The organism is Streptomyces sp. O3, assembly GCF_054788135.1.
This window is the reverse complement of record NZ_JBTVYK010000001.1, coordinates 130960-149989: the sequence shown is the minus strand read 5'-3', so window position 1 is coordinate 149989 and position 19030 is coordinate 130960. Positions and strand designations below refer to the sequence as shown.

Here is a 19030-nt window from a genome sequence, read left to right as displayed (position 1 = left end):
CGGGCGTCCCCTCCGCCTCTTCTGCTGTGCGGCAGTCGTTCGAACACCACCGCATCGCGCGGAACGTTACCGTATCGCGATCAGATGACCACTTCGACGCCCTCGCCGGGAGGATTACCTGACACCCGTTCGGACTCCAGTGCGTTCTGCAGGATGATCACCGCGGCGGCCTGGTCGATGACCGAACGGCCCTTCTTGGACTTCACGCCCGAGGCGCGCAGCCCCTGACTCGCCGTCACCGTGGTCATCCGCTCGTCCACCAGGCGTACGGGGACGGGGGCGACGCCACGGGCCAGCTCCTGGGCGAAGGCCCGGACCTTGGCCGCGGCCGGGCCCTCGCCGCCGCTGAGCGAGCGGGGCAGGCCGACCACGATCTCCAGGGGTTCGTACTCGTCGGCGATCTGCTTCAGCCGCCGGTGGGCGGCCGGGACGTCACGTCCCGGCACGGTCTCCACCGGTGTGGCGAGGACCCCGTCGGGGTCGCACGAGGCGACCCCGATCCGGGCGTCCCCGACGTCGATCGCCAGCCGGCGTCCGCGGCGCACCGCGTCAGGCCGTCTCGGCGACGAGGCGCTCGACGGCGGCCACGGCGTCGTCGATGGCGTCGGGGTTCTGGCCGCCGCCCTGGGCGACGTCCGGCTTGCCGCCGCCGCCGCCGCCGAGCGTCTTGGCGGCCGTGCGCACCAGGTCACCGGCCTTGAGGCCGCGCTCGCGTGCGGCTTCGTTGGTGGCGATGACGGTGAGCGGGCGGCCGTTCGCCGTGGTGAACAGGGCCACCACGGCCGGGCGGTCGCCCGGAATGCGGCCGCGCACGTCGAGGACCAGCTTGCGCAGGTCGTCGGCGCCGGTGCCGTCCGGAACCTGGCCGGTGGCCAGGGCGACGCCGTGCACGTCCTTGGCGCCGGAGGCGAGACCGGCGGCGGCCTGCAGGACCTTCTCCGCGCGGAACTTCTCGATCTCCTTCTCGGCGTCCTTGAGCTTGGCGAGCATCCCGGAGACCTTCTCGGGCAGCTCCTCCGGGCGGCCCTTGACCAGCTCCTGGAGCTGGGCGACGACCGTGTGCTCCTTGGCCAGGAAGTGGTACGCGTCCACGCCGACCAGGGCCTCGATACGGCGCACGCCGGAGCCGATGGACGACTCGCCGAGCAGCTTCACCAGGCCCAGCTGGGCGGTGTTGTGGACGTGGGTGCCGCCGCACAGCTCCTTGGAGAAGTCGCCGATGGTGACGACGCGGACCCGCTCGCCGTACTTCTCGCCGAACTCGGCGATGGCGCCCTGCTTCTTGGCCTCGTCGATCGACATGACCTCGGCCTGGACGTCGAGTTCCCGCGCCAGCACCTCGTTGATCTTCTGCTCGACGTCGGTCATGACCGTGCCGGGCACCGCGTTGGGCGAGCCGAAGTCGAAGCGGAAGCGGCCGGGCTGGTTCTCCGAACCGGCCTGGGCGGCGGTCGGGCCCAGCGCGTCGCGCAGCGCCTGGTGGGTGAGGTGGGTCGCGCTGTGGGCGCGGGCGATGGCGCGGCGGCGTACCTGGTCGATGGCGGCGTGGCCGTGCGCGCCGACGGTGACCTCGCCGACCTGGACGACGCCCTTGTGGACGTACACGCCGGGGACCGGCTTCTGGCAGTCGCGGACCTCGACGACGGCGCCGGAGTCCAGCCTGATCCGGCCGGTGTCGCCGATCTGGCCGCCGCCTTCGGCGTAGAACGGGGTGCGGTCGAGGACGATCTCGACCTCGTCGCCCTCGGTGGCGGCCGGGGACGGGGCTCCGTTCACGAGGATGCCGACGACCGTGGACTCGCCCTCGGTGCTGGCGTAGCCGATGAAGTCGGTGGCACCGGCGCTGTCGGCGATCTCGCGGTAGCCGGACATGTCGGCGTGGCCGGTCTTCTTGGCCTGGGCGTCGGCCTTGGCGCGGTCCCGCTGCTCCTTCATCAGGCGGCGGAAGCCGTCCTCGTCCACCGTGAGGCCCTGTTCGGCGGCCATTTCGAGGGTGAGGTCGATCGGGAAGCCCCAGGTGTCGTGGAGCAGGAACGCCTTGTCGCCGCCGAGTACGGTGCCGCCGGCGGCCTTGGTCTCGGTGACGGCGGTGTCCAGGATGTTGGTGCCGCCCTTGAGCGCCTTGAGGAAGGCGGCCTCTTCGGCGAGGGCGACGGCCTCGATGCGGCCGCGCTCGGTGATCAGCTCGGGGTACTGCTGGCCCATCTTGTCGATCACGACGTCGATGAGGTCCTTGACGACCGGGCCGGTGGCGCCGAGCAGGCGCATGTTGCGGACAGCGCGGCGCATGATGCGGCGCAGCACATAGCCGCGGCCCTCGTTGCCGGGGGTGACGCCGTCGCCGATGAGCATCACAGAGGTGCGCATGTGGTCGGCGACCACGCGCATCGAGACGTCGGTGCCCTGGGCCGCGCCGTAGCGGACGCCGGTCAGCTCGGTGGCCTTGTCCATGATGACCTGGAGGGTGTCGGTCTCGTACATGTTCTGTACGTCCTGCAGGATCATGGCGAGGCGTTCGAGGCCGAGGCCGGTGTCGATGTTCTTCGACGGCAGGTCGCCGAGGATCTCGAAGTCCTCCTTGCCGGTGCCCTGGCCGCGCTCGTACTGCATGAAGACCAGGTTCCAGATCTCCACGTACCGCTCGTCGTTGACGGCGGGGCCGCCCTCGGGGCCGAACTCGGGGCCGCGGTCGTAGTTGATCTCGGAGCAGGGGCCGCAGGGGCCCGGCACGCCCATGGACCAGAAGTTGTCCTTCTTGCCCAGGCGCTGGATGCGCTCGGCCGGCACGCCGATCTTCTCGCGCCAGATCCGCTCGGCCTCGTCGTCGTCCAGGTAGACGGTGATCCACAGGCGCTCGGGGTCGAGGCCGTAGCCGCCCTTGTCCTGGGGCGAGGTGAGCAGCTCCCAGGCGTAGGCGATGGCGCCTTCCTTGAAGTAGTCGCCGAAGGAGAAGTTGCCGCACATCTGGAAGAAGGTGCCGTGCCGGGTGGTCTTGCCGACCTCTTCGATGTCCGGGGTGCGGACGCACTTCTGGACGCTGGTGGCGCGTGGGGCGGGCGGCTTGGTCTCGCCGAGGAAGTACGGCTTGAAGGGCACCATGCCCGCGTTGACCAGGAGCAGAGTCGGGTCGTCCGCGATGAGCGACGCCGAGGGGACGACGGTGTGCCCGCGCTCCTCGAAGAAGCTCAGCCAGCGGCGGCGGATTTCAGCCGACTCCATCAGTGGTCCTCATTCCGGTTGTACGGGTACGTCGTGTGGTGGGTCGTGTGGTGGTCGGTGCGTCGCTCGGCGGTGCCGCCGAGCACGTTCTTGAGGGGCTTGTCCAGGGCGGCGAAGCGGCGCTGCGGCGGGAGTTCGACGGCGTCCGGGCTGTTGTTCAGGCCCAGGGCCTCGTGGAGTTCCTCCTCGCGCTGGCCCATGCCGTCGCGGACGTCGAGCGCGAAGTCCTTGAGCCGGTGGCCCGCGTCGATCGCCTTGTTCGCGGCCTGGGCGGCGAGGCTTTCGGGGGTCAGCTCCTTGAGCTTGCGGTTGACCTTGGTGGTGGCCCACACACCGGCGGCAGCGCCCGCGGTGAACCAGAACGTACGGCGGAACATCGCAGCTCAGCCCTTCTTCCGCTTCCCCCGCCGCGCGGAGGGCACGGTCCGGCCCACGATCACCGTACGCCTGGACGGCTTCGCGGGCACCTGGTCGGTGTCGCGGCTGATGGCGCGGCGTACGCCGTAGCCGAAGGCCGCCACCTTGACCAGCGGTCCGCCGAAGGTGGACGCGACGGTCGTGGACAGCGCCGAGGCGTTGGAGGTGACCTCCTGGACGTCCGTCGCGATGGCGTCCACCCGGTCGAGCTGGGTCTGTGCCGAGCGGACGGTCGCGGACGCGTCGGCGAGCAGCGGGACGGCCTGTTCGGTCACGTCCGCCACCAGCTTGGTGGCCGCCTTGAGCGTCTGGGCCAGCCTCACCAGTGCCACGGCGAGGAACGAGACCAGGATCGCCCAGAAGACGGCTACGAGAATCCCGGCCACCTCTCCACCGGTCACACCGCACCGCTCTCTGCTTGTTCGGGGCTTCTGACAATTGCGTCCCCCGACCCTATCGCGCCGGGCCTGGGGCTCCGTACCGCATTATGGCTCCGGGCGTCGCGGCCGCCCGGTGCGACTGTACGGAATGCTTACGGCTGAGTACGCTCCGTTCGTCATGCGACGATCTCCGCGCCCGGACACCGCTCCCCCGCCCGGCAACCTCCCCGAAGAGCTCGACTCGTTCGTGGGCCGCGACGCCGAACTCTTAGAACTGGACGGCCTGCTGGCCGGATCCCGGCTGGTCACGGTGGTGGGCGTGGGCGGCGTCGGCAAGACCCGGCTGGCACTGCGGGCGGCGGCGGCCGGGCGGGCGCGGTATCCGGACGGGGTCTGGCTGGCCGATCTCTCGGCGGTGCGGGACCCGGAGTTCGTCGCGTACGCGCTCGTGGCGGCCCTGGGGTTCACGGATCACACCGGGCGTCCGCCGCGCGAGGTGCTCGGGGAGCGTCTCGGGGCGCGGCGGGTGCTGCTCGTCCTGGACGGGTTCGAGCATCTGGTGGACGTCTGCGCGCCGCTGGTGCGTGAGCTGCTGCGGCACTGTCCGGGGCTGCGGGTGCTCGCGGCGGGGCGACGGCCGCTGTGCGTCGAGGGCGAGCGGGTCCGTCCGCTCGCGCCGCTCGCGGCGGCCGAGGCCGCCGCGCTGTTCGAGGAGCGTGCCGCGGCGGGTCTGTCCGGCTATCGGCACGGCGGCGATCCCCCGGCGGAGGTGCTGGAGGTGTGCCGGCGGCTCGACGGGATCCCGCTGGCCGTCGAGCTGGCGGCGGGGCGGCTCGCCGCGCTGTCGCCGAGGCAGCTGCTGGCCCGTCTCGACGACCGTTTCCGGCTGCTCTCGGGCGGCGGGCGCGGCGCGCTGCCCCGGCATCGGACGCTGCGTACCGCCATCGGCTGGAGCCATGAGCTGTGCACACCCGACGAGCGGCTGCTGTGGGCGCGGCTCTCGGTGTTCCGCGGGTCGTTCGACCTGGAGGCGGCGGAGTACCTCTGCGGCGGGGACGGGCTGGACGCCGACGCGGTCCTCGACGTGCTCGGCGAACTGATCGCGCAGTCGCTGGTGATCCGCGAGGAGACGCCGTGCGGGGTGCGGTTCCGGATGCTCGACACGGTCCGGGCGTACGGCGGCGAGTGGCTGGCGGCGATGGGGGACGCCGCGCGGCTGCGGCGGCGGCACCGGGACTGGTACCTGGGCCTGGCCACCTGGTGCGAGCTGGAGTGGTTCTCGCCGCGGCAGGCCGAGGTCGCCGCGCGGATGGACGCGGAGCTGCCCCAGATGCGGGAGGCGCTGGAGTACTGCCTCACCGAGCCGGCCGAGACACGTCTCGGCCAGTACCTGGCGGGCACGCTGTGGTTCTACTGGGCCGGCTGCGGCCGCCTCTCGGAGGGGCGGCACTGGCTGGACCGGTGCCTGGAGCTGGACGGCGAGACCGGCCGGGCGCGGTTGAAGGCGCTGTGGGTGCTCGGCTATGTGGCGACGTTGCAGGGCGACACGGTGGGCGCGCTCGCGGCGCTGCACGAGTGCCGGGACGCGGCCGAGCGGTCGGGTTACCCGTTGGCGGTCGCGTACGCCGTGCATCGCATGGGGTGTCTGGCGCTGGTCTCGGACGACATGGAGCGGGCCGAGGAGCTGCTGCGGGCGGCCCTGGAGCGGTACCGGGAGCTGGGCGAGCTCAACAGCAACGTGCTGATGGGGCAGGTGGAGCTGGCGATGTCCCTGGTCTTCCAGGGCGAGCTGGCGGCGGCGCTCGCGCTGTGCGACGAGGTGCGGCGGATCTGCGAGGAGCACGGCGAGCGCTGGACCCGCGCCTATGCCCTGTATGTGCTGGCGTACGCGGCGTGGACGCGCGGTGAGCACGCCGAGGCTCGGGAGCTGCTGCGCGAGTGTGTCGTGGTCAACCACTTGTTCCACGATCTGGTGGGTCTGGTGCTGGCGATCGAGCTGCTGGCGCTGGTGGCGGCGACCGGGGGCGACCCGGCCGAGGCCGCGGTCCTCCAGGGGGCGGCGGAGCCGGTGTGGGAGTCGGTGGGGCTGCCGCTGTTCGGCTCCGGCTACTTCGGCTCGCCGCGTGCGCTGTGCCAGCAGCAGGCGGGGGAAGCGCTCGGCCGGCGGCGGTACGAGCGGTGCGTACGGGAGGGCCGTGGGCTGTCTCTTGAGGACGCCGTACGGCGGGCGCTGAACGCGGCCGGTCCCCGGCTGTCCGGGCTGCCGCAGGCGCGGGGCTCCGGGCGGGAGGGCGCGCCGCAGACGCCGAAGCCCGCCGGCTCCCCCACCGGGAACGGCGGGGAGACGGCGGGCTGAACCTCTCGGCGACCGGTGCTCCCAGAGGGCGGCCCCTGGGAGCTTCGGTCAGTACCGCGCCCTGATCAGCGGGCGTAGTACTCGACGACCAGCTGCTCGTCGCAGATGACCGGGATCTCCTTGCGGTTCGGGTCGCGGTCCAGGCGGAAGGCCAGGGCCTTCAGGTTGACCTGGAGGTAACGCGGGGTCTCGCCGTCGGTGTCGTAGCCACCCTCACGCGCGACCTGGAAGGGGTGCTTCTCGCGGCTGCGCTCGCGGACGGTGATGACGTCGTCGGGGCGGACGCGGAAGGACGGCTTGTCGACCTTCTTGCCGTTGACCTCGATGTGGCCGTGCACGACCATCTGGCGGGCCTGGTAGATGGTGCGGGCGATGCCCGAACGCAGCACCAGGGCGTCGAGGCGGCGCTCCAGCTCGACGATCAGGGCCTCACCGGTCTTGCCCTGGACCTTGCTGGCGCGCTCGTAGGCGCGGACCAGCTGCTTCTCGGAGATGTCGTACTGAGCGCGCAGGCGCTGCTTCTCCAGCAGACGGACCTTGTAGTCCGAGTTCTGCTTGCGACCACGGCCGTGCTCGCCCGGCGGGTAGGGGCGGGCCTCGAAGTACTTGACGGCCTTCGGCGTCAGCGCGATACCGAGCGCACGGGACTTCTTGACCTTGGGACGCGACTGGTTAGGCACGTTCTCCAGACCTCCGTTATGGGTTAGGTTAGGCTCACCTTAGTTAAGGAGATCGCATGTCTCGCCGTGGGAACACCACACACGTCACGGACAGCACGGAGAACATCGACGCTCAGAAGGCCGATATGACGGAGGTCCGATCAGATCGTGGTCAGCCGCGTCCCAGTCGGCTTGAATCCGTACGGATGCCGTCAGCAGCCGTACGCACACGAACTCTCGTACAGAGTACATGCTCCGCGGTGCTGCTCGTTCCCGGCCTGGACGGCGCACGGCCCGACCAGCTGATTCCGCTCGCGCGCAGGGTGGGCGCGGACGGCGAGCTGCTCCTGGTGTTCCCCGCCGACGCGCCGCCGGTGCGCGCCGCCACGCACGCCCAGGACGACGAGCTGCCGGCCGTGCTGGAGCTCACCGATGTGGCGCCGGTCTCGGTGCCCCACCGTATCCGCGGCCGCGCCTGGGTCTCCGGCTGGCTCACACACGCTCCCGGCCTGGCCGAGCGCGGCCTGATGACGCTGCGCCTCGAGGTCGGCGAGATCTCGGTCGACGACCTGTGGGGCGCGTGCCGGGTCGACCCGGCCGCGTTCGCGGAGGCTTCTCCTGACCCGCTGGTCGAGTACGAGGTGGAGCTGCTCCAGCATCTGCACGCGGCGCACAGCGAGCGGGTCCAGGAGCTCTGGTCGCTGGTGGGCGAGCGGGCGGGCGCCGAGGACGCGGCCGAGGCGCTCGGAGCCGCGGTGCCGCTGGCGCTGGACCGCTTCGGGCTGCGGGTCCGCTTCACCGGCGCCCGGTGCTTCGACGCCCGCTTCGACTTCCCCGAGCCGGTGGACGATGTCACGGGGCTGCGCCGGGCCATGCACACCCTGTTCGAGGCCGCCGCGCGCTGAGCTACCGCTGGCCTTCGGGCTTGCCCTGGAGGCGGTCGCGGACCCGGTCGGCGACGTCGGCGTACCGGGCCTCCGCGCCGTAGCGGGTGGGCTGGTAGTAGCGCTTGCCGTGCACCGCGTCCGGCGCGTACTGCTGGGCCGCGATGCCACCCGGCACGTCGTGCGGGTACACATAGCCCTGCGCGTGGCCCAGCTTGGCCGCGCCCCGGTAGTGCCCGTCCCGCAGATGCGGCGGTACGGAGCCCGCGTGCCCCGCGCGTACGTCCGCGAGCGCGGCGCCTATCGCCGTGGTCGCGGAGTTGGACTTGGGGGCCAGGGCCAGCGCGATGGTGGCGTGGCTCAGGGTGAGCGCGGCCTCGGGGAAGCCGATCAGCGCGACGGCCTGGGCGGCGGCGACCGCGGTGGGCAGCGCCGTCGGGTCGGCGAGGCCGATGTCCTCGCTGGCCGAGATCATCAGTCGGCGCGCGATGAACCGGGGGTCCTCGCCCGCGTCGATCATCCGGGCCAGATAGTGCAGCGCCGCGTCCACGTCGGAGCCGCGGATCGACTTGATCAGGGCGCTCGCGACGTCGTAGTGCTGGTCGCCGTCCCGGTCGTAGCGCACCGCCGCGCGGTCGACGGACTCCTCCAGGGTCTCCAGGGTGATCTCCCGCTCCCCCTTGGCGAGGGCGGAGCCCGCTCCTGCCTCCAGTGCCGTGAGGGCGCGCCGGGCGTCGCCGCCCGCGATCCGCAGCAGATGCGCCTCGGCGTCGTCGGGCAGGGTGACCGCGCCGCCGAGGCCGCGCTCCTCGGTGAGGGCGCGCCGCAGCAGGCCGCTCAGGTCCTCGTCCGTGAGGGGTTCGAGGGTGAGCAGCAGGGAGCGCGAGAGCAGCGGCGAGATGACCGAGAAGTACGGGTTCTCGGTGGTCGCGGCGATCAGGGTCACCCAGCGGTTCTCGACCGCGGGCAGCAGGGAGTCCTGCTGGGCCTTGCTGAAGCGGTGGATCTCGTCCAGGAAGAGGACCGTCTCCTTGCCGTATCCCCCGGTGGCGCGGCGGGCGCCGTCGATGACGGCCCGTACCTCCTTGACGCCCGCGGTGATGGCGGAGAGCTCGACGAAGCGCTTGTTCGTGGCCTTGCTGACGACGTAGGCGAGGGTCGTCTTGCCGATGCCCGGCGGGCCCCACAGCAGCACCGACGAGGGCCCGGCGGGCCCCGAGCCGCCCTCGCCGACCAGCCTGCGCAGCGGCGATCCGGGCTTCAGCAGATGCTGCTGGCCCACGACCTCGTCCAGGGTGCGCGGGCGCATGCGGACGGCCAGCGGGCTGCTCGCCGGGTCGCTCTCCTGGCGTTCCTCGGCTGCGGCGGTAAACAGGTCGGGCTCCACAGCGTGAAGCCTATGCCACGCCACTGACAGCGCCGCGAGGCCGCCGTCGGCGTCAGCTGGTCCAGAAGTCCCACCAGCGGGTCAGGATCAGCATGCCGATGACGCCGGTGTGCAGGACCGGGAGCACCCAGGTGAACTCGTCGAGGAAGCTCCGCAGCCAGGCCGGCGCGGGGAGCAGGCCATGGCGGACGTTGTGCGAGGTCACGTACCAGAACATGAAGATCGTGGCGACCCAGGCCAGGCAGCACCACAGGCACAGCGCGTTGATGTTGTACAGCGACTGGTACATCAGCCAGGTGCAGAACCCGACGCCGAAGAGCATTCCGGCGTTGAGGGTGAGCCAGTACCAGCGCGGGAAGCGGGCCCGGCCGAGCAGGCTCATCCCGACGCAGATCACGATGCCGTAGGAGACCAGGCCCAGCATCGGGTTGGGGAAGCCGAAGGCGGAGGCCTGGTCGCTCTCCATGATGTTGCCGCAGGACACCACGGGGTTGAGGCTGCAGCCCGGAACGAAGTCGGGGTCCTCGAGCAGCTTGAACTTGTCGAGGGTGATCACCCAGGCGGCCAGCAGTCCGGCCGCGCCCGTGATCACCAGCAGCAGCGCCAGCGCCCGGCCGCCGCCGACCAGCCGGCCGTCCCGCGGTCCGTCCCGCCGCTCGTCGGGGTCCACGTCCGCCGTTTTCGTCGTCATATCGCCGTTCCATCGGTCCGGTGCTTGCCAGGCACGGCCATTCTGCCGCACGCCTGGGGGTGTGCAGCAGGGGCCGGACGGCTCGTGACGTCCGGCCCCCGCACAGGTACAACGACTCAGGCGAGCTTCTGTCGCAGCTCCTGGACGACCGACTCGACCGCGACCGGCGACTGCTCGCCGGTCTCCATGTCCTTGAGCTGGACGACGCCTTCGGCGAGGTCGCGCTCCCCCGCCACGATCGCGTAGGCGGCACCACTGCGGTTCGCCGCCTTCATCGCCGCCTTGAGGCCCTTGCCGCCGTACGCGAAGTCGGCCGCGACCCCGGCCTTGCGGAGCTCGGTGACCACGCCGAACAGCACCCGGCGCGCCTCGTCCCCGAGCGGCACCGCGAAGACGCTGGTGGCCGCGGGCAGTTCGAGTCGGACGCCCTCGGCTTCGAGGGCCAGCACCGTACGGTCCACGCCGAGCGCCCAGCCGACGGACGGCAGCGCGGGGCCGCCGATCATCTCGGAGAGCCCGTCGTAGCGGCCGCCGCCGCCCACCGCGGACTGCGAGCCGAGGCCGTCGTGGACGAACTCGAAGGTGGTGCGCGTGTAGTAGTCGAGACCGCGGACCAGCCTGGGGTCGTCCTCGTAGGCCACGCCCGCCGCGGTGATCAGCTCGCGTACCTGCTCGTGGTAGGCCTTGCACCCGTCGCACAGGTAGTCGCGCAGGAGCGGGGCGCCGGCGAGCTGTTCCTGGACGTCGGGGCGCTTGTCGTCGAGTACCCGCAGCGGGTTGATGTCGATCCGGCGCCGGGTCTCCTCGTCCAGGTCCAGGGCGCGCAGGAAGTCCTGGAGCGCGGCGCGGTAGACGGGGCGGCACTCCTTGTCGCCCAGCGAGTTCAGCAGGATGCGGAAGTCGCGCAGGCCGAGCGAGCGGTACGCCTGGTCGGCGAGGATGATCAGCTCGGCGTCGAGCGCCGGGTCCTCGGCGCCGATCGCCTCGGCGCCGACCTGCGAGAAGTGGCGGTAGCGGCCCTTCTGGGGGCGCTCGTAGCGGTAGTACGAGCCGGAGTACCAGAGCTTGACGGGGAGGTTGCCCGCCTTGTGCAGGTTGGCCTCCAGGGCGGCGCGCAGCACGGACGCGGTGCCTTCGGGGCGCAGCGCGAGCCGGTCGCCGCCCTTGGTCTCGAAGGCGTACATCTCCTTGGTGACGATGTCGGTGGACTCGCCGACTCCGCGCGCGAAGAGCTCGACGTTCTCGAAGCCGGGCGTCTCGATGTACCCGTAGCCGGAGTTCCGCAGGGGCGCGGAGATCGCCTCGCGTACGGCGAGGTAGGCCGCCGAGTCCGGCGGGGTCAGGTCGTAGGTGCCCTTGGGGGCCTTGAAGGTGCTCACTGGAGTGTCTCTCGTCACATTCCTCGTCGAGGAGCGGAACCGGGGCTCGCGCCCTGGCCGGCCGCCACCTGCCGCAGATACGGGTTGGCGGCGCGCTCCTGGCCGATGGTCGTCTGGGGGCCGTGTCCGGACAGCACCACGGTCGAGTCGTCGAGCGGCAGGCACACGCGGGCCAGCGACTCGAGGATCTCGGCGTGCGAGCCGCCGGGCAGGTCGGTGCGTCCGATGGAGCCGGCGAACAGCAGATCGCCCGAGAAGAACACCGACGGGATGTCCTCGCCGCGGGGCGCCTCGGGCATCTGGAAGGTCACCGACCCCTTGGTATGGCCCGGCGCGTGCGCGACGGAGAAGTCCATCCCGGCCAGGCTCAGCTGGACGCCGTCGGCCAGTTCCCGGACGTCGTCGGGCTCCCCCACGGTCAGCTCGCCCATCAGGGGCATCCCGATCGACCGGCCGATCCCCTTCTCGGGGTCGCTCATCATGAAGCGGTCGTCGGGGTGGATCCAGGCCGGTACGTCGTGCGCTCCGCACACCGGGACCACCGAGGCCACATGGTCGATGTGGCCGTGGGTGAGGATCACCGCGGCGGGCTTGAGCCGATGCTTGCGCAGTGCTTCCTCGACGCCTTCGGCGGCCTGGTGGCCGGGGTCGATGATCACGCACTCCTCACCCGCGGCGGGGGCGACCAGATAACAATTGGTCCCCCAGGCCCCTGCGGGGAACCCGGCAATCAGCACGTTCGTCCTTACCTTCTGGTCCGGACGTTCGGTCCGGCGGGAGGTCACAGCGGTGTACGGCGGCAGCGGCAGCCTACCGGTGTGGCTACGCGCACAGCTAACCCGTATACGGTACGGGACAAGCTCAGGCGAACAGTTTCACCAAACGTGACGTAACGAGGAGTAGGCCCGGTGGGAAGCAGCGAACAGCGGCGGCGGCAGCTCGCACGGGAGAAGTACCTGCGTCAACAGCAGCGGCGGGAGACCGCGCGGCTCAGGGCGCGCCGGCGCAACACGGTGATCGCCTCCGCGCTCGCCCTGGTGCTCGCGGCGGGCGCGGCGGCGGCCGCGACGGACCTCTTCAAGGGCGACGACGGCGACGACAACACCAACGCGGCCGCCGACCCGAGCCAGTCGCCGTCGCCCGAGGCGTCCACGCCCAGCGCGTCCCCCGAGCCCGAGATGGCCATCGACGAGAAGGCCTCGTACACCATGGGGCTCAAGACCAACCTGGGTGACCTCTCGATCGCCATGGACGCGGCGAAGACCCCCAGCACGGTCAACTCCTTCAAGCACCTCGCGGACAAGAAGTACTTCGACGACACCAAGTGCCACCGGCTCACCACCCAGGGCATTTTCGTCCTGCAGTGCGGCGACCCGGAGGGCACCGGCGCGGGCGGCCCCGGCTACAACATCCCGGACGAGAACCTCGACTCGCTCGGCAAGGCGGGCGAGGACAACACCGTCACCTACCCGGCCGGTTCGGTCGCGATGGCCAACACCGGCCAGCCGAACAGCGGCGGCAGCCAGTTCTTCCTGGTCTACAAGGACACCAAGCTCCCGCCCCAGTACACGCCGTTCGGCACCCTGGACGACGAGGGCCTGAAGATCGTCAAGGAGGTCGCGAAGGAAGGCGTCGCGGACGGCGGCCAGTCCCCCTCCGACGGCGCGCCGAAAAAGGGCGTCACCATCGAAAAGGCGACCGTGAAGAAGGACTGATTCGCCCGCGCTGGATGCGGACAGCCGCCCTGCTCGTCGCCTATGTTGGCGTAGTGCAGGGTGCCGCGTCCCGGTGCCCTGAGGAAACTGTGGACGATGCTCCGGGGCCACGGCCCCGCGCGGGCATCATGGTGGAGGAGGCGCTGTGAGCAGCGACCCGTGGGGCCGCGTCGATGAGGCGGGGACCGTGTACGTGCGTACGGCCGACGGAGGGGAGCGAGTCGTCGGCTCGTGGCAGGCAGGCTCGCCCGACGAGGCCCTGGCCTACTTCAAGCGCAAGTACGACGGCCTGGTGGTCGAGATCGGCCTCCTCGAGCGCCGGGTGCGCACGACCGACCTGTCGACGAAGGACGCCATGACCGCGATCGACCATCTGCGCGAGCAGGTCGTCGACGCCCACGCGGTCGGCGATCTGGAGGCCCTGAGCCAGCGTCTCGACAAGCTCGTGGAGTCCGTCGAGGCCCGCCGCGAGGAGCGCAAGGCGCAGAAGGCGAAGCAGACGGACGAGGCCCGGCACGCCAAGGAGGCCCTGGTCGCCGAGGCCGAGGAGCTGGCGCGCAGCGAGCAGTGGCGGGCCGCGGGCGAGCGGCTGCGGGCCCTGGTCGACACCTGGAAGGGGCTGCCGCGTCTCGACCGCAAGTCGGACGACGAGCTGTGGCACCGCTTCTCGCACGCCAGGTCCGCCTTCTCCAAGCGCCGCAAGGCGCACTTCGCGGCGCTGGACGCCCAGCGCGAGGAGGCCCGTAAGACCAAGGAGCGGCTGGTCTCGGAGGCCGAGGCGCTGTCGAGCTCGACCGATTGGGGCCCGACCGCCGCGCGGTACCGCGAGCTGATGACGGAGTGGAAGGCCGCGGGCCGGGCCCAGCGTGAGCACGAGGACGACCTGTGGAACCGCTTCCGCGGCGCGCAGGACGTCTTCTTCACGGCGCGCGGCGCGGTGTTCGCCGAGCGGGACGCCGAGCAGGCGGAGAACCTGAAGCTCAAGGAGGAGCTGGCCGAGGAGGCCGAGCGGATCCTCCCGGTGACGGATCTGAAGGCGGCCCGCGCCGCGTTCCGTTCCGTCAACGAGCGCTGGGAGGCCATCGGCCACGTACCGCGTGACGCCCGGCCGAAGATCGAGGGCCGGATGCACGCCGTGGAGCGGGCCATCCAGGAGTCCGAAGAGGCCGAGTGGCGGCGTACGAACCCGGAGGCGCGGGCCCGCGCCGAGGGGCTCACGGGCCAGCTGCAGGCGGCCGTGGACAAGCTGCGGGGCCAGGTGGAAGCGGCTCGCGCGGCGGGCAACAACGCCAAGGCCGACAAGCTCCAGCGGGAGCTGGACGGTCGTCAGGCGCTGCTGGACCAGGCGGTGAAGGGCCTGCACGAGTTCGGCGGCTAGGGCGCGCCCTTTGCGCCTAAGCCGGCGCCGCTCTCGCGGAGGTGGTGCTCTCCGTGGGGGTTGCTCGATTGACGGCTGACGTGCCAAGCCAGACGGCGGCGGCCTCCGGTCCGTACCGGGGGCCGCCGCCGTCTGGTTTACGGTCTGCGGGTGGATGTCACGCGGTACACGTCGTAGACGCCCTCCACGCCGCGTACGGCCTTGAGGACATGGCCCAGGTGCTTGGGATCGCCCATCTCGAAGGTGAAGCGCGAGGTGGCCACCCGGTCGCGGGAGGTCTGGACGGCCGCCGACAGGATGTTGACGTGCTGGTCCGACAGGACGCGAGTGACGTCCGACAGCAGCCGCGAGCGGTCCAGGGCCTCGACCTGGATGGCGACCAGGAAGACCGAGGACTGGGTGGGCGCCCACTCGACCTCCAGCATCCGCTCGGGCTGCTGGGAGAGCGCGTCGACGTTCACGCAGTCCTTGCGATGGACGGATACGCCGCTGCCGCGGGTGACGAAGCCGATGATCGGGTCGCCCGGCACGGGGGTGCAGCAGCGGGCCAGCTTGACCCAGACGTCCTCTACGCCCTTGACCATCACACCGGGGTCGGCGCTGGTGCGGCGCTTGCGGGTACGGGCGGGCGGCGCGGTCTCGGCGAGGTCCTCGCCCGCCGCCTCCTCGCCGCCGAGCGCCTGGACGAGCTTCTGGACGACGTTCTGCGCGGCGACATGGCCTTCGCCGATCGCCGCGTACAGCGAGGAGATGTCCGGGTAGCGCATCTCATGCGCGAGGGTGACCAGGGAGTCCCCGGTGAGGATGCGCTGGATCGGCAGGTTCTGCTTGCGCATCGCGCGGGCGATGGCGTCCTTGCCCTGCTCGATGGCCTCGTCCCGGCGCTCCTTGGAGAACCAGCCGCGGATCTTGTTGCGGGCCCGCGGCGACTTGACGAAGCCCAGCCAGTCGCGGGACGGTCCCGCGCCGGACGCCTTGGAGGTGAAGACCTCCACCAGGTCGCCGTTGTCCAGGGTCGACTCCAGCGGTACCAGACGCCCGTTGACCCGCGCCCCGATGGTGCGGTGGCCGACCTCGGTGTGCACGGCATAGGCGAAGTCGACGGGCGTCGCGCCCGCCGGGAGCGCTATGACGTCGCCCTTGGGCGTGAAGACGAAGACCTCGTTGCGGGACAGGTCGAAGCGCAGGGACTCCAGGAACTCGGAGGGGTCCTCGGTCTCCTTCTGCCAGTCGAGGAGCTGCCGCAGCCACGCCATGTCGTTGACGGCGGCGGTGTCCTTGTCGGCCTTGCCGACCGCGCCCTTGGGTACGTCGGTGCGCACCTTGGAGGCGCCGGCGACCGCCTCCTGCTTGTACTTCCAGTGCGCGGCGATGCCGTACTCGGCCCTGCGGTGCATGTCGAAGGTGCGGATCTGCAGTTCGACGGGCTTGCCGTTGGGGCCGATCACCGTCGTGTGCAGCGACTGGTACATGTTGAACTTGGGCATCGCGATGTAGTCCTTGAACCGGCCGGGGACCGGGTTCCATCGCGCGTGCACCGTGCCGAGGGCCGCGTAGCAGTCGCGGACCGTGTCGACCAGGACCCGGATGCCGACCAGGTCGTAGATCTCGGCGAAGTCCCGGCCGCGGACGATCATCTTCTGGTAGACGCTGTAGTAGTGCTTGGGCCGTCCGGTGACGGTGGCCTTGATACGGGCGCCGCGCAGGTCGGACTGGACCTCGTCGGTCACTATGGCGAGGTACTCGTCGCGCTTGGGGGCGCGCTCGGCGACCAGGCGCACGATCTCGTCGTACATCTTGGGGTAGAGGATCGCGAAGGCGAGGTCCTCCAGCTCCCACTTGATGGTGTTCATGCCCAGCCGGTGCGCCAGCGGGGCGTAGATCTCCAGGGTCTCGCGGGCCTTCTGCTCCTGCTTGTTGCGCTTGAGGTAGCGCATGGTGCGCATGTTGTGCAGGCGGTCGGCGAGCTTGATGACCAGGACGCGCGGGTCCTTGGCCATGGCGACGACCATCTTGCGCACGGTCTCGGCCTGCGCGGCCTCGCCGAACTTGACCTTGTCCAGCTTGGTGACGCCGTCCACGAGCAGCGCCACCTGGTCGCCGAAGTCGCGGCGCAGGGTGTCCAGGCCGTACTCGGTGTCCTCGACGGTGTCGTGCAGCAGTCCCGCCATCAGGGTGGCCGGGTCCATGCCGAGCTCGGCGAGGATGGTGGTCACGGCGAGCGGGTGGGTGATGTACGGGTCGCCGCTCTTGCGCTTCTGGCCGCGGTGCCAGCGCTCGGCCACCTGGTAGGCGCGCTCGATCTGGCGGAGCGTGGCGGTCTCGATCTTGGGGTCGTTGCTGCGCACTATCCGCAGCAGGGGCTCCAGGACCGGGTTGTACGGGTTGGAGCGCTGCACGCCGAGCCGGGCCAGCCTGGCGCGCACCCGGTTGGACGAGCCCGAGCGCGCGGACGGACCGGCCGTCGACGGGCGCACGGCGGGCGTGACGGCGCTGCCCGCCGGCGGCGCGGCCGGGGGCGTGGGGCGTGGCTTCTCGGCCGCCTGGCCGCTTTGGGGAGGCGTGGCAGCCGGGGCCGTGCCCTGGTGCTCAGCGGTCTCGGGGGCCTCGGTCGGACCGGCCTGCCGGTCGGTCTTGGGCTGGGCGGCGAGTGGCTGATGGGCCTCGTCTGGCAAGAGCGCTCCTCATGCAGGTTCCGGCCCCCCGATCAGGTCCGGGTGTCCATGGTATCCAGCCAAGCGCTCCGGCTCGCGTCCGACCGGTTGGCCCTCCCCCGGTGGGGACCCGGCGGGAACGCGCGAGGCGGGCGCCCGGAGTGCTCCGGGCGCCCGCCTCGGCGTGCTGCGGCTGGGTCAGACGGTGATCAGGGCGTCCAGCGGGGCGCCCTGGAGAGCGGGCTCCAGACGGGGTCTGCCCCCGAGGAATCCCAGTTCCATCAGGACCGCGAGGCCGGCGACCTCGGCGCCGGCGCGGCGGATGAGCCGCAGCGACGCCTCGGCGGTGCCGCCGGTGGCCAGCACGTCGTCGATGACCATGACCCGGTCTCCGGGCGCCAGGTCCTCGGCGTGCACCTCGATCTCGGCGCTGCCGTACTCCAGCTCGTACGCCTGCGCGAGGGTCGCTCCGGGGAGCTTGCCCGCCTTGCGTACGGGGATGAAGCCGAGTCCCGCGCGGACCGCGACCGGCGCGGCGAGGATGAACCCCCGCGCCTCAAGACCGGCGACCTTCGTGGCGCCGTGCCGGACGCACAGCTCCGCGAGTGTGTCGGTGAGGGCCGTGAAGGCCGCCGGGTCGGCCAGCAGCGGGGTGATGTCCTTGAACATCACGCCCGGCTGCGGGTAGTCCGGTACGTCCCGGATGCGGCTGAGCAGCAGCTGGCTGACCTCGGTCATCGGCGCTTCCCCGAGGGGCGGCCGCGGCCTCGGCCGCGGGAGGCCGGCTGGGTGCGGGGCTGGCCCACGACGGGGCCCGCGCCCACGGCGGCGGTGTCGTCCGTCGCCTCGTCCCGGTCCTCGTCCGCCTGCTCGACGACCGCCTGGGCCCCGGCCTGCGGGGCGTCGGTCGGCTCGTCCTCGTCGGGCCCGCCCGCCTCGGCACGGCGGGCGCGCTTGTGCTCCACCCGCTTGTCGTGCGCCTTGACGGCCGGATCGTGGTGCTTCAGGTCGACGACCACCGGCGTGGCGATCATGATCGACGAGTACGTTCCGGCGGCCAGGCCGACGAACAGCGACAGCGCGATGTCCTTGAGCATGCCGCCGCCGAGCAGACCCGCGCCGATGAACAGCAGCGCGGCGACCGGCAGCAGGGCGACGATCGAGGTGTTGATCGAGCGCACCACCGTGCCGTTCAGGCCCTGGTTGGCGAGTTCCGCGTAGGTGTGCCGGGTGTCGTCGCCCAGCTTCGCGGTCTTCTCCCTGACCTTGTCGAACACCACGACCGTGTCGTAGAGCGAGTAGCCGAGGATCGTGAGCACACCGACCACCGTGCCCGGAGTGACCTCGAAGCCCACGAGCGCGTACACGCCGACGGTGATCACCAGGTCGTGCACGAGGGCGACCAGCGCGGCGAGCGCCATCCGCCACTCGAAGGCGATGGCCAGGTAGACGCTCACCAGGACGAGGAAGACCGCCATGCCGGTGAGGGCCTTGTCGGTCATCTGCTCGCCCCAGCTGGCACCGACCAGCTGGGCGTCGAGCTTCTCCGCGGGGATGCCCAGGTCCTTGGCGAGTGCCTCGCGGGTGTCGCCCTTGGTGTCGTCGTCCAGGCCGGTCACCGTGATGCGCAGCGAGCCGTTGCCCAGCTTTTGGACCTTGGCGTCCCGGCCGGAGACCGAGGAGGCGGTGTCGCGTGCCTCCTCCACCGAGAGCTTGGCGTCGGCCGGGGTGGTGAAGACGGCGCCGCCCTGGAACTCGACGCCCATCTCCAGGCCCTTGAAGCCGAGGCCGGAGAGTGAGATCGCCACCAGGACCAGCGAGATCAGGTACCAGATCTTACGGCGGCCGATGAAGTCGATACCGCCTTCACCGTGGTGCAGCCTGGCCCCGAGAGTGCCCATCTTTGACATC

Annotated in this window: 16 protein-coding genes; 4 read left to right on the top strand and 12 right to left on the bottom strand. The window is 71.3% G+C overall.

Going from position 1 to position 19030, the window contains the following annotated elements; all coding sequences use genetic code 11:
* Positions 1–80: 80 nt before the first annotated feature.
* From ruvX to ACX6XY_RS00725, 4 genes are read right to left on the bottom strand one after another with little or no spacing between them, the layout of a single operon-like run.
* Positions 81–545 (bottom strand): Holliday junction resolvase RuvX, encoded by a 465-nt coding sequence (ruvX, locus tag ACX6XY_RS00740; RefSeq protein WP_460325110.1) that lies wholly within the window; start codon positions 543–545, stop codon positions 81–83.
* A 4-nt stretch (positions 546–549) separates the two neighbouring features.
* Positions 550–3219, bottom strand: coding sequence for an alanine--tRNA ligase (alaS, locus tag ACX6XY_RS00735; RefSeq protein ID WP_460325108.1), 2670 nt, complete (start codon positions 3217–3219; stop codon positions 550–552).
* The gene (locus ACX6XY_RS00730; protein ID WP_460325106.1) at positions 3219–3596 is read right to left on the bottom strand and encodes a DUF6167 family protein; all 378 of its coding nucleotides are present in this window, start codon (positions 3594–3596) and stop codon (positions 3219–3221) included. The genes alaS and ACX6XY_RS00730 overlap by 1 nt, the downstream gene beginning before the upstream one ends.
* Positions 3597–3602: 6 nt before the next feature.
* Complete coding sequence (locus ACX6XY_RS00725; protein ID WP_460325104.1) at positions 3603–4037, bottom strand: DUF948 domain-containing protein; 435 nt, start codon at positions 4035–4037, stop codon at positions 3603–3605.
* 157 nt (positions 4038–4194) lie between these two features.
* Here ACX6XY_RS00725 and ACX6XY_RS00720 point away from each other — a divergent pair, with 157 nt between their 5' ends.
* Positions 4195–6372 carry an ATP-binding protein gene (locus tag ACX6XY_RS00720; RefSeq protein WP_460325102.1) on the top strand — a complete coding sequence of 726 codons (2178 nt, stop codon included), beginning with the start codon at positions 4195–4197 and terminating at the stop codon, positions 6370–6372.
* 65 nt (positions 6373–6437) lie between these two features.
* Here the strand turns inward: ACX6XY_RS00720 and rpsD are convergent, their stop codons facing one another.
* The gene (rpsD, locus tag ACX6XY_RS00715) at positions 6438–7052 is read right to left on the bottom strand and encodes a 30S ribosomal protein S4 (RefSeq protein ID WP_411058365.1); all 615 of its coding nucleotides are present in this window, start codon (positions 7050–7052) and stop codon (positions 6438–6440) included.
* A 185-nt stretch (positions 7053–7237) separates the two neighbouring features.
* Between rpsD and ACX6XY_RS00710 the strand changes: the two genes are divergently transcribed.
* Positions 7238–7936, top strand: a complete 699-nt coding sequence (locus tag ACX6XY_RS00710; protein WP_460325328.1) for a DUF2470 domain-containing protein — start codon at positions 7238–7240, stop codon at positions 7934–7936.
* Position 7937: 1 nt separating this feature from the next.
* Here the strand turns inward: ACX6XY_RS00710 and ACX6XY_RS00705 are convergent, their stop codons facing one another.
* The 4 genes from ACX6XY_RS00705 to ACX6XY_RS00690 form a co-directional block, all read right to left on the bottom strand.
* Complete coding sequence (locus tag ACX6XY_RS00705) at positions 7938–9302, bottom strand: replication-associated recombination protein A (RefSeq protein ID WP_460325100.1); 1365 nt, start codon at positions 9300–9302, stop codon at positions 7938–7940.
* A 52-nt stretch (positions 9303–9354) separates the two neighbouring features.
* Positions 9355–9993 carry a vitamin K epoxide reductase family protein gene (locus tag ACX6XY_RS00700; RefSeq protein WP_460325098.1) on the bottom strand — a complete coding sequence of 213 codons (639 nt, stop codon included), beginning with the start codon at positions 9991–9993 and terminating at the stop codon, positions 9355–9357.
* Between the two features lie 116 nt (positions 9994–10109).
* Positions 10110–11372 (bottom strand): histidine--tRNA ligase, encoded by a 1263-nt coding sequence (hisS, locus tag ACX6XY_RS00695; protein WP_460325096.1) that lies wholly within the window; start codon positions 11370–11372, stop codon positions 10110–10112.
* A 14-nt stretch (positions 11373–11386) separates the two neighbouring features.
* Positions 11387–12109 (bottom strand): MBL fold metallo-hydrolase, encoded by a 723-nt coding sequence (locus ACX6XY_RS00690; RefSeq protein WP_460325094.1) that lies wholly within the window; start codon positions 12107–12109, stop codon positions 11387–11389.
* Between the two features lie 171 nt (positions 12110–12280).
* On the opposite strand from ACX6XY_RS00690, the gene ACX6XY_RS00685 reads away from it, so the two are divergent.
* Positions 12281–13087, top strand: a complete 807-nt coding sequence (locus tag ACX6XY_RS00685; protein ID WP_460325093.1) for a peptidylprolyl isomerase — start codon at positions 12281–12283, stop codon at positions 13085–13087.
* 145 nt (positions 13088–13232) lie between these two features.
* Positions 13233–14465 carry a DUF349 domain-containing protein gene (locus tag ACX6XY_RS00680; RefSeq protein WP_460325091.1) on the top strand — a complete coding sequence of 411 codons (1233 nt, stop codon included), beginning with the start codon at positions 13233–13235 and terminating at the stop codon, positions 14463–14465.
* A 137-nt stretch (positions 14466–14602) separates the two neighbouring features.
* Here ACX6XY_RS00680 and ACX6XY_RS00675 read toward each other — a convergent pair whose 3' ends face one another.
* From ACX6XY_RS00675 to secF, 3 genes are all read right to left on the bottom strand, one after another.
* Positions 14603–17140, bottom strand: a complete 2538-nt coding sequence (locus ACX6XY_RS00675) for a RelA/SpoT family protein (RefSeq protein ID WP_460325089.1) — start codon at positions 17138–17140, stop codon at positions 14603–14605.
* Between the two features lie 177 nt (positions 17141–17317).
* Positions 17318–17857: an adenine phosphoribosyltransferase gene (locus ACX6XY_RS00670; protein WP_460325087.1), complete on the bottom strand. Its 540-nt coding sequence runs from the start codon at positions 17855–17857 to the stop codon at positions 17318–17320.
* Positions 17854–19029: a protein translocase subunit SecF gene (secF, locus tag ACX6XY_RS00665; protein WP_460325085.1), complete on the bottom strand. Its 1176-nt coding sequence runs from the start codon at positions 19027–19029 to the stop codon at positions 17854–17856. The genes ACX6XY_RS00670 and secF overlap by 4 nt, the downstream gene beginning before the upstream one ends.
* Position 19030 lies beyond the last annotated feature (1 nt).

What these genes read in the sequence shown, in the direction of transcription:
- ACX6XY_RS00710 (WP_460325328.1), top strand. Translation starts at nt 7,238, where the DNA reads ATGCCGTCAGCAGCCGTACGCACACGAACTCTCGTACAGAGTACATGC.
- alaS (WP_460325108.1), bottom strand. Translation starts at nt 3,219, where the DNA reads ATGGAGTCGGCTGAAATCCGCCGCCGCTGGCTGAGCTTCTTCGAGGAG.
- ACX6XY_RS00670 (WP_460325087.1), bottom strand. Translation starts at nt 17,857, where the DNA reads ATGACCGAGGTCAGCCAGCTGCTGCTCAGCCGCATCCGGGACGTACCG.
- ACX6XY_RS00700 (WP_460325098.1), bottom strand. Translation starts at nt 9,993, where the DNA reads ATGACGACGAAAACGGCGGACGTGGACCCCGACGAGCGGCGGGACGGA.
- ACX6XY_RS00730 (WP_460325106.1), bottom strand. Translation starts at nt 3,596, where the DNA reads ATGTTCCGCCGTACGTTCTGGTTCACCGCGGGCGCTGCCGCCGGTGTG.
- ACX6XY_RS00720 (WP_460325102.1), top strand. Translation starts at nt 4,195, where the DNA reads ATGCGACGATCTCCGCGCCCGGACACCGCTCCCCCGCCCGGCAACCTC.
- secF (WP_460325085.1), bottom strand. Translation starts at nt 19,029, where the DNA reads ATGTCAAAGATGGGCACTCTCGGGGCCAGGCTGCACCACGGTGAAGGC.